This is a genomic window from Ralstonia sp. AU12-08, from assembly GCF_000442475.1.
Taxonomy (GTDB): domain Bacteria; phylum Pseudomonadota; class Gammaproteobacteria; order Burkholderiales; family Burkholderiaceae; genus Ralstonia; species Ralstonia insidiosa.
On the sequence record NZ_ASZV01000013.1, the window covers coordinates 130,543 to 140,658 of the forward strand.

Sequence of the window (10,116 nt, forward strand, 5' to 3'; positions counted from 1 at the left end):
GTTTGCTTTTGAGCCTCGTATTGATTGCCCCTAGTCGCCCGGGTCACCCTCGTGCACGCCGGGTGACGCGACACCGCATGCGCGCAGCACCAGCAGTACGACTTCCTCGGTGCGCTCGGCAAAGGCCTTTTGCGTGAGCGCGCGTTTGCCTGAGAGCGCGCGGATCTGCGCTTCGAAATCGGCGTAGTGCTGGGTGGTCGACCAGATCAGGTACATCAGCGTTTGCGCGTCGATGGGCGCGAGTTGGCCGCGTGCGATCCAGGCGTCGATGACCTGCACGCGCGTGTCGAACCACGGTTTAACGCGCTGCGCGAGGATGTCCTGCATGTGCTCCGCGCCGTGGATGATCTCGTTGGCCCAAACCTTGGAGCCCAATGGCCGGCGGCGTGACAACTCCATCTTGGCGCGCACGTAGCTGCTGATGGCCTCGGCGGGATCGTCGCTGTCTTCAAACGAGTTGGCCGCGCGGTGCCAGTCTTCAAACAGATCTTCGAGCACACGTTTGTACAGCGCCAGCTTGGTCGGAAAGTAGTAATGCAAGTTCGCCTTGGGCAGGCCGGCGCGCTCGGCAATCATGGCAGTGCTCGCGCCTTCGAGCCCGCGCTCGGCAAAGACCGCTTCAGCGCAGGCCAGCAGATGCGCTTCGTTCGAGGCGCGGATATGCGCCTTGCGCCGCCGCATTGGCGCTGCGGTTTCGGTGTTCTCTGTGGGGGCGGCTGCGGCTGGGTCGTCTCGCATGGTGGTCTCGTGCGGCGTGTTTGCGCAGGGGATGCCGCGCTGCGCCTCATTCTAGTCGTTGCGATGGCAGCACGGCATCTCTCGACCGTGAGGGCGAACTCTTCATGCTGCGCCGCAATGGCACGCTTCTCGCTTTAAAAGCCCGTCTGCGAAAGACATTGATTTGACAGGAATCCTCGTCTACAACCTGTCCATTCGGACAGGATTGCGTTGGCGAGGAGGACTCCGAAAACACTGCCCGAGACGACACCATCCGCATGCACCGCCCGCGTGCGGAGATGCCCCAAAACACGGCCGCCGCTGCACCGCATGGGTGTGACCGGCAGGCCGGCATGGCGGACCCCAAAGGAGCGACACGCAATGAGTGCAGCACCCGAAGCGTTGGAAACGGCCCGGCTCGATACGTCGATCCAGGTCAACGGCAAGCGATTGTGGGACAGCCTGATGACGGTGGCGAAGATCGGCGCGACGCCCAAGGGCGGCGTCTGCCGGCTTGCGCTGACGGATCTCGACAAGCAAGGGCGCGATCTCATCGTCAGTTGGGCCAAGGAGGCCGGTTGCACGGTTTCGGTCGATCAGATGGGCAACGTGTTCATGCGACGCGCCGGACGCAATCCGGATGCGCTGCCTGTGATGACCGGTTCGCATGCGGACTCACAGCCGACCGGTGGCCGCTTTGATGGCATCTATGGCGTGCTCGGCGGGCTGGAGGTGATCCGCAGCCTGAACGACCACGGCATCGAGACCGAACACCCGATCGAAGTCGTGATCTGGACCAACGAAGAAGGCTCGCGCTTTGCGCCGGCGATGGTGGCCTCGGGCGTGTTTGCGGGTGTCTTTACGCTGGAATACGGGCTCTCGCGCAAGGACGTGGACGGCAAGACCATCGGCGAAGAACTCAAGCGGATCGGCTATGCCGGCGACGTGCCGTGCGGCGGCCGCAAGCTGCACGCCGCGTTTGAGCTGCACATCGAGCAGGGGCCGATTCTGGAGGCCGAGCAGAAAACCATTGGCGTGGTGACAGATGCGCAAGGCCAGCGCTGGTACGAGATCACGCTGACGGGCCAGGAGGCCCACGCTGGCCCGACGCCCATGCCGCGCCGCCGTGATGCGCTGCTGGGCGCCGCGCGCGTGGTGGACCTGGTCAACCGCATCGGGCTGGACCACGCGCCATTTGCCTGCGCGACGGTCGGCATGATGCAGGTGCACCCGAACTCGCGCAACGTGATTCCGGGGCGTGTGTTCTTCACGGTCGATTTCCGGCATCCGGAGGATACGGTGCTCGCAAAGATGGACGCCGCATTGCGCGAGGGCGTTGCAAAGATCGCCGGGAGTATCGGGCTGGAAACGCAGCTCGAGCAGATCTTTTACTACGAGCCCGTCAAGTTCGATGCCGCGTGTGTGGCATCCGTGCGTGCGGCGGCAGAGCGCTTTGGCTATTCGCACCGCGACATGGTGTCCGGCGCGGGCCACGATGCCTGCTACCTAGCGCAGGTGGCGCCCACGTCGATGGTGTTCGTGCCGTGCGTGGACGGCATCAGCCACAACGAGATCGAAGACGCCACGCCCGAGTGGATCGAGGCCGGCGCGAATGTTCTGCTGCACGCGATGCTCTCGCGTGCATCCGAGCCCGCTTCATAGCGCAACCGTAGTCGCCGTCGCTTCACCCCAAAACGAAAGCCGTCCCGACCTCGCCTGTGTGAGGCCGGCGGGCACGGCTGTGTCCTCACACGGAAGAAGGAGCCACCATGGCTATCAAGGAAACGGGCGATATTGCCGCGCACCGTCTGTCGCCGGAGCAGTTGTCGTGCGAGTTTGCCGACATTGCACCGTTGCTCGATCCCACCGCTGCGGCGGCTGCGGCCAGCCGCTGTCACTACTGCTACGACGCCCCCTGCGTGCAAGCGTGTCCGACGCAGATCGACATCCCCAGCTTCATCCGCAAGATCAGCAACGGCAACCTGAAGGGCGCAGCGGTGGACATCCTCTCCGCCAACCCGCTCGGCGGGATGTGCGCGCGGGTGTGCCCCACCGAGATCCTGTGTGAAGGCGCATGCGTGCGCAACGATCAGGATGCGCAGCCCGTGGCGATAGGCGCGTTGCAGCGTCATGCCACGGATTGGGCGATGGCCAAGGGTGTGCCGCTTTTCAAGCGGGCGCCAGAAACCGGCCGCCATGTCGCCGTGGTGGGCGCTGGGCCGGCGGGGCTGGCGTGCGCGCATCGGCTGGCGTTGGCCGGGCACCGCGTCACGCTGTTCGACGCGCATGCCAAGCCGGGTGGCTTGAACGAGTACGGCATTGCCGCCTACAAGACCGTCGACGATTTTGCGCAGCGTGAGGTGGCGTGGTTGCTGTCGGTCGGCGGCATTGAACTGAAGACCGGCGTGGTATTGGGCGGCGACATGTCGCTCGATGCGTTGCGCAAGCAGCACGATGCCGTGTTCCTGGCGATTGGCCTGGGTGGCGTGCGTGCATTGGCGCTGGAAGGCGAGGACCTGTCGGGCGTGATGAACGCCGTCGACTTCATTGAGCAGGTGCGCCAAGCCGCGTCGCTGGAAACCGTGCCGGTCGGCCGGCGCGTGGTGGTGATCGGCGGTGGCAACACCGCAGTGGATGCGGCCGTGCAAAGCCGCAAGCTTGGTGCGACCACGGTGACGATGGTCTACCGGCGCGGTGTCGAATCGATGAGCGCCACCTGGGCTGAGCGCGAATTTGCGCAGAAGAACGGCGTCACCCTCATTACGCATGCCAAGCCGGTGCGGTTGATCGGTCAGGGTGGGCAGGTGATCGGCGTGGAGTTCGAGCGCGCGGGTGAAGCAAGCGAACGCTTTACGGTCGATGCCGACATGGTGCTCAAGGCCATCGGCCAGACGCTGGTGCCGATCGGCGTGGATGGCGAACTGCTGACCGTTGACGGCAGCCGCATCGCCGTGGACGCAGGCGGGCGCACCACGTTGCCTGACGTGTGGGCCGGTGGCGATTGTGCGGCCACGGGCGGCGTCGACCTGACGGTGCAGGCCGTGCAGGACGGCAAGGTTGCCGCCGCCTCCATCGACGCTTATCTGGCAAGCCTCACCGCCAAGGCGGCCTGAGCCGCATCCCCGAACACCACTTTCCACGGAGTCGAACATGGCTGACTTGCGCTGCACGATTGCCGGCATCAAATCGCCGAACCCCTTCTGGCTGGCTTCCGCGCCGCCCACCGACAAGGCCTACAACGTCAACCGCGCGTTTGAGGCGGGCTGGGGCGGGGTGGTGTGGAAGACGCTCGGGCTCGACCCGCATGTGGTCAATGTCAGCTCGCGCTATGGCGCGGTGCAATGGAACGGCCAGCGCATCGCGGGGCTGAACAACATCGAGCTGATCACCGATCGTCCGCTGGATGTGAACCTGCGCGAGATTGCGCAAGTCAAGCGCGACTGGCCGGACCGTGCGCTGATTGTCTCGCTGATGGTGCCGTGCAATGAGAGCGACTGGAAGTGGATCCTGCCGATGGTGGAAGACACCGGTGCCGATGCGGTCGAGCTCAATTTCGGCTGCCCGCACGGCATGAGCGAGCGGGGCATGGGCGCGGCGGTCGGCCAAGTGCCGGAGTATGTGGAGATGGTGACCCGCTGGGTGAAAGAGACCACCAAGCTGCCGTGCCTGGTGAAGCTCACGCCCAACATCACCGACATCCGTTTGGGCTCGCGTGCGGCCTATAAGGGCGGGGCAGATGGCGTGTCGCTCATCAACACGATCAACTCCATCGTGGCGGTCGACCTGGACCAGATGGCGCCGATGCCCACCGTGGACGGCAAAGGCACCCACGGCGGCTACTGCGGCCCCGCCGTCAAGCCGATCGCGCTGAACATGGTGGCCGAGATCGCCCGCGATACGCAGACGCCCAATCTGCCGATCTCGGGTATCGGCGGTATTTCCAACTGGCGCGATGCGGCGGAGTTCATCGTGCTCGGCGCGGGCAGCGTGCAGGTGTGCACGGCGGCCATGCATTACGGTTTTCGCATCGTGCAGGACATGGCCGACGGCTTGGCCAACTGGATGGACGAGAAGGGCTACGCCACGCTGGACGACATCCGTGGCCGCGCCGTGCCCAATGTGACGGACTGGAAGTACCTGAACCTGAAGTACGACATCAAGGCGCGCATCGACCAGGATCGCTGCATCCAATGCGGCCTGTGCCATATCGCCTGCGAAGACACGTCGCACCAGGCCATCACGCGCGAGAAAGACGGCAAGCGCCACTTCGAGGTGATCGACGCCGAATGCGTCGGGTGCAATTTATGCATGCATGTCTGCCCGGTCGAGCAGTGCATCACGATGGAGCGTGTGGACGCGGGCGACTACGCCAACTGGACCACGCATCCGAACAACCCGGCGCGCGTGGTGGCAAGCGCGCCCGACGCCGGTGCCACAGAGCCTGCGCCTGCGGCCAAGGCAGCGTGATCCTGCTTGTGCTGACCGGTTTTGATTCCTACAAATGAGCCTGACGCGCGCCGCAGAGCGCGCCATCAACCCGTGGAGGTCTTTCAATGAAGCAGGCAGCGCACTCAGCCGATCCACTCGCGGCCGGCAGCAGTCTTTACAACGACGATCTGGCGCCCACCGGCGTGGCCCAGCGCACGTGGAAGTGGTACCACTTTGCGGCGCTGTGGGTTGGCATGGTGATGAACATCGCGTCATACATGCTGGCCGCGGGGCTGACGGAGCAGGGTATGTCGCCGTGGCAGGCGGTGGTGACGGTGCTGCTGGGCAACGCCATCGTGCTGGTGCCGATGCTGCTGATCGGCCACGCGGGCGCTAAGCATGGGATTCCATATGCGGTGCTGGTGCGCACATCGTTCGGTACGCAGGGGGCGAAGCTGCCGGCACTGCTGCGCGCCATCGTTGCGTGCGGCTGGTATGGCATCCAGACGTGGCTGGGCGGCAGCGCCATCTATACGTTGGCCAACATCCTGACGGGCAATGCATTGCACGGCGCGCCGCTGCCGTTTCTCGACATCTCAGGCGGGCAGCTTGCGTGCTTTCTGTTGTTCTGGGCGCTGCAGCTCTACTTCATCCTGCACGGTACCGATTCGATCCGCTGGCTGGAAAGCTGGTCCGCCCCCATCAAGATCGTGATGTGCATCGTGCTGGTGTGGTGGGCCACGTCCAAGGCCGGTGGTGCGGGCTCGATGCTCTCCACACCGTCGCAGTTCGTGGCTGGCGGCAAGAAGGCCGGCCAGTTCTGGGCAACGTTCTGGCCGAGTCTCACGGCCATGGTGGGCTTCTGGGCGACGCTGGCGCTGAACATTCCGGACTTCACGCGCTTTGCCAAATCGCAGCGTGACCAGATCGTCGGGCAATCGATCGGCTTGCCGATTCCGATGGCGCTGCTGTCGGTCATCTCGGTGGTGGTCACGTCGGCCACCGTGGTCATCTACGGCAAGGCCATCTGGGACCCGATCGACCTGACCAGCCGCATGACCGGCATCGGCGTGGGGATCGCGCTCATCATCCTCACGCTGGACACCATGTGCTGCAACCTGGCGGCGAACCTGGTCGGGCCCGCATACGACTTTTCAAGCCTGTGGCCCAAGGGCATCTCGTACAAGACCGGCGGGTTGATTACTGCCACCATCGCCATCGTGATGATGCCGTGGAAGATTCTGGCCACGTCGGAGGGCTACATCTTCACGTGGCTGGTGGGCTATTCCGCGCTGCTGGGGCCGGTGGCCGGCATCATGATGGTCGACTACTTCCTCATCCGCGGCACGCGCCTGAACGCGCGTGAGCTGTTCGACGAGCACGGCGAGTACACCTACACCGGCGGCTGGAACCTTGGTGCGGTGGTGGCGCTGGCGGTGGGCGTGTTGCCTAACCTGCCGGGTTTTCTGCATACCGCCTTTCCGAGCGCGTTCCCGAATGTGCCGGCATTCTTCAACACGCTTTACACGTACGCGTGGTTCGTTGGCCTCGTGCTGGCGGCGCTGGTCTACAGCGCGTGGATGAAGCTGCGCGGCAGCCCGAGCGCCAGCGTGGCGAGTGCCTGAACTTTATCCAACTGCACACCCACACAACCCACAAGGAGACAGCGACATGACGACCCTGATCCGTGGCGGCACGGTCATCGATGCAGACCGCACCTGGCGTGCCGACGTGCTCTGCGCCAGCCGAGAGAGTGGCGGCACCATCCTGCAGGTGGCGGCGCAGATCGACGCGCCGGCCGGCGCCACGGTCATAGATGCGCACGGGCAATACGTCATGCCCGGCGGCATTGACCCGCACACGCACATGGAGCTGCCCTTCATGGGCACCACGGCCAGCGACGATTTCTTTACCGGCACGGCGGCGGGTCTGGCAGGCGGCACCACCAGCATCATCGACTTCGTGATCCCCAGCCCGCGCCAGCCGCTGATCGACGCCTTTCGCGAATGGCGCGGCTGGGCCGAGAAGGCCGCCGCCGACTACGGCTTCCACGTTGCCGTGACATGGTGGGACGAGTCCGTGCATCGCGATATGGGAACGCTCGTGCACGAGCACGGCGTCTCCAGCTTCAAGCACTTCATGGCCTACAAGAACGCGATCATGGCCGACGACGAGATCCTGGTGAACAGCTTCTCGCGCTCGCTCGAACTGGGCGCGTTGCCCACCGTGCATGCGGAAAACGGCGAACTGGTCTTCCAGCTCCAGCGCCAGTTGCTCGCGCGCGGCATCACGGGGCCGGAGGCGCATCCGCTGTCGCGCCCGCCCGAGGTGGAGGGCGAGGCGGCCAACCGCGCCATCCGCATCGCCCAGGTGCTGGGCGTGCCGGTGTACATCGTGCATGTATCGGCCAAGGATGCGGTGGACGTGATTGCCCGCGCGCGCAACGAGGGCCTGCGTGTGTTCGGCGAGGTACTGCCGGGCCATCTGGTGATCGACGAAGCGGTGTACCGCGACCCGGATTGGACGCGTGCCGCCGCCCATGTCATGAGCCCGCCGTTTCGCTCGGCCGAGCATCGTGAGGCGCTGTGGCGTGGGCTGCAGGCCGGCCAACTGCACACCACTGGCACGGACCATTGCACGTTCTGCGCTTCGCAAAAAGCGATGGGCCGAGAGGACTTCACCAAGATCCCGAACGGCTGCGGCGGCATTGAGGACCGCCTGTCCATCCTGTGGCATCACGGCGTCAACGCGGGCCGCATCACGCCCAACGAGTTTGTGCGCATTACCTCGACCAACGCTGCGCAGATCTTCAACCTGTATCCGCGCAAGGGCGCTGTGCAGCCCGGCGCGGATGCCGATCTGGTGGTGTGGGACCCGGCGGCCACCAAGACGATTTCCGTGAAGACGCATCACCAGAAGGTGGACTTCAACATCTTCGAAGGGATGGCGGTGCGCGGCGTGGCCACCCATACGCTCACACGTGGCGCGCTGGCCTGGGCCAATGGCGACCTGCGTGCAGTGCGCGGCGCGGGGCAATATCTCAAGCGTCCGCCGGCAGCGGCGTATTACGACGCCATCCGTCTTGCCAATGCGCGCCGCACGCCGCATGCGGTGGATCGCGCTACGGAGGCGTTGGCGACCGCAAAGTAGCGCGCTGCATATGCCCAGGCAAAGACCGCTCACTGCTTGGGCGGTCTTTTTTTTTTGCGGCAGGCAAATCACATTCACAGCGGTTGAGCGTTTGCGATGTGCATGTTGCTAAAAACAGCATTAAGTAGCGCGTCAAGTGGCCGATAAGACGGACGCGGTGGCTCAGATGCCGCCCGCATTGCGCGCCTGACAAGAACAGGATGCACGCGATGTTGCCTGCGCAGTCGTCTTACCCGGAACACGATGAAACTTGCTCTCAAACTCCCCCTGGCCTTTGCCGCCGCATTGCTGTTGATGTTTGCCGGGGCCATCTACGGCATTGCGTCCCTCAATCACTCCATCGTCGAATACAACACCACCGTGCAGGCACGCGTGGCCGACGAACGTGCGGTGACGAACATGCTCGTCACCTTCAAGACGCAGGTGCAGGAGTGGAAGGACACCCTGCTGCGCGGTGAAGACCCGAACAAGCTGGACAAATACTGGGGCGCTTTCCTTCAGCGTGAACAGACCGTGGCCGACCAGGCGAAGGCGCTGCAGGCGTCGCTGCCGGCCGGCAAGAGCCGCGACCTGATCACCCAATTTGCAGCGGCGCACGCAGAGATGGGCAAGGGCTATCGCAAGGGCCACGACATGTTCGTGGCAGCGTCGTTTGATCCGACGGTGGGCGACAAGGTTGTGGCCGGCGTGGACCGCGAGCCGGCACGTTTGCTCGATGAGGCCGCCAGGGAGATTGCCGCAGAGAGTAAAGCCGTGTCAGCCAAGACTGCCGAGGCTGCGCACACTGCACTGGTGGTCAGCGTGGTGCTGATGCTGGCGGCATTCGGCTTGGGGTTGGGCGGCGCGTTTCTGTTCAGCCGCTCGATCACGCGGCCGCTGTCGCGTGCGGTGGATGTTGCGAGCGCCGTCTCGCATGGCGATCTGGCCCAGCAGTTTGAGGCGCACGGCACGGACGAAATCGGCCAGTTGCTCACCGCGCTCAAGGATATGCAGCGCAGCCTCGCCAAGGTGGTAAGCGAAGTGCGCCACAACGCTGAGGGCGTGGCTTCCGCCAGCTCGCAGATTGCTTCGGGCAACCTGAACCTGTCATCGCGTACGGAAGAGCAGGCGGCCTCGCTGGAGGAGACCGCTGCCAACATGGGTGAGCTGACTTCCACCGTGCGTCGCAATTCGGAGAGCGCGGTGCAGGCCTCCAAGCTGGCCGGGCACGCGTCGGATACGGCTGCGCGTGGCGGTCAGGTGATGAGCGATGTGGTGCAGACCATGCAGGGCATCTCCGAGAGCTCCAGCAAGGTCGGCGAGATCATCGGCGTGATCGACAGCATTGCGTTCCAGACCAACATCCTGGCGCTGAATGCAGCAGTGGAAGCCGCGCGCGCCGGCGAGCAGGGCCGCGGCTTTGCCGTGGTGGCGGGCGAGGTGCGTACGCTGGCGCAACGCAGCGCGTCGGCGGCCAAGGAGATCAAGGGACTGATCGGTCAATCGACCGAGCGCGTGGAGGCGGGAGCGAGGCTGGTGCAGGAAGCCGGCGGCATCATCGACGACATTGTCACCTCCGTGCACCGCGTGACGCAGATCGTGACGGAAATCTCCTCAGCCTCGGCGGAGCAGAGCACCGGCATCGAGCAGGTGAACATCGCCGTGGGCCAGATTGAGGAGGTGACGCAGCAGAACGCCGCGCTGGTGGAGGAGGCATCCGCCGCCGCGCAAGCCATGGCGGATCAGGCTGATGCGCTGCGCCGCGCCGTGGCGATCTTCAAGCTGGACGGGGCTGCCGTACCGGCCTAAGCGTCGGGCGAGCGCCCAGAAGCAACCCAGAAG

At 64.8% G+C, this 10,116-nt stretch carries 7 protein-coding genes; 6 read left to right on the forward strand and 1 reads right to left on the reverse strand.

The window, feature by feature from the left end; genetic code table 11:
• Nucleotides 1-30 precede the first annotated feature (30 nt).
• Nucleotides 31-738, reverse strand: coding sequence for a TetR/AcrR family transcriptional regulator (locus tag C404_RS39085; protein ID WP_031329177.1), 708 nt, complete (start codon nt 736-738; stop codon nt 31-33).
• Between the two features lie 360 nt (nt 739-1,098).
• Between C404_RS39085 and C404_RS39090 the strand changes: the two genes are divergently transcribed.
• From C404_RS39090 to C404_RS39115, 6 genes are all read left to right on the forward strand, one after another.
• On the forward strand, nt 1,099-2,379 hold the full coding sequence (locus tag C404_RS39090) for a Zn-dependent hydrolase (RefSeq protein ID WP_021194209.1): 1,281 nt from the start codon (nt 1,099-1,101) through the stop codon (nt 2,377-2,379).
• A gap of 107 nt (nt 2,380-2,486) precedes the next feature.
• Entirely contained in the window at nt 2,487-3,830 is a 1,344-nt protein-coding gene (locus C404_RS39095) for an NAD(P)-dependent oxidoreductase (protein WP_021194210.1), read from the forward strand.
• Nucleotides 3,831-3,867: 37 nt separating this feature from the next.
• The gene (gene preA, locus C404_RS39100; RefSeq protein ID WP_021194211.1) at nt 3,868-5,184 is read left to right on the forward strand and encodes an NAD-dependent dihydropyrimidine dehydrogenase subunit PreA; all 1,317 of its coding nucleotides are present in this window, start codon (nt 3,868-3,870) and stop codon (nt 5,182-5,184) included.
• A gap of 86 nt (nt 5,185-5,270) precedes the next feature.
• Entirely contained in the window at nt 5,271-6,770 is a 1,500-nt protein-coding gene (locus C404_RS39105) for an NCS1 family nucleobase:cation symporter-1 (protein WP_021194212.1), read from the forward strand.
• A gap of 46 nt (nt 6,771-6,816) precedes the next feature.
• Nucleotides 6,817-8,295 carry a dihydropyrimidinase gene (gene hydA / locus C404_RS39110; RefSeq protein ID WP_021194213.1) on the forward strand — a complete coding sequence of 493 codons (1,479 nt, stop codon included), beginning with the start codon at nt 6,817-6,819 and terminating at the stop codon, nt 8,293-8,295.
• 243 nt (nt 8,296-8,538) lie between these two features.
• Nucleotides 8,539-10,083: a methyl-accepting chemotaxis protein gene (locus C404_RS39115; protein ID WP_021194214.1), complete on the forward strand. Its 1,545-nt coding sequence runs from the start codon at nt 8,539-8,541 to the stop codon at nt 10,081-10,083.
• Nucleotides 10,084-10,116 lie beyond the last annotated feature (33 nt).

Bases quoted from the DNA above. Each gene is read 5' to 3' on its own strand.
- C404_RS39090 (WP_021194209.1), top strand. From the start codon at position 1,099: ATGAGTGCAGCACCCGAAGCGTTGGAAACGGCCCGGCTCGATACGTCG.
- C404_RS39085 (WP_031329177.1), bottom strand. From the start codon at position 738: ATGCGAGACGACCCAGCCGCAGCCGCCCCCACAGAGAACACCGAAACC.
- preA (WP_021194211.1), top strand. From the start codon at position 3,868: ATGGCTGACTTGCGCTGCACGATTGCCGGCATCAAATCGCCGAACCCC.
- C404_RS39105 (WP_021194212.1), top strand. From the start codon at position 5,271: ATGAAGCAGGCAGCGCACTCAGCCGATCCACTCGCGGCCGGCAGCAGT.
- hydA (WP_021194213.1), top strand. From the start codon at position 6,817: ATGACGACCCTGATCCGTGGCGGCACGGTCATCGATGCAGACCGCACC.
- C404_RS39095 (WP_021194210.1), top strand. From the start codon at position 2,487: ATGGCTATCAAGGAAACGGGCGATATTGCCGCGCACCGTCTGTCGCCG.
- C404_RS39115 (WP_021194214.1), top strand. From the start codon at position 8,539: ATGAAACTTGCTCTCAAACTCCCCCTGGCCTTTGCCGCCGCATTGCTG.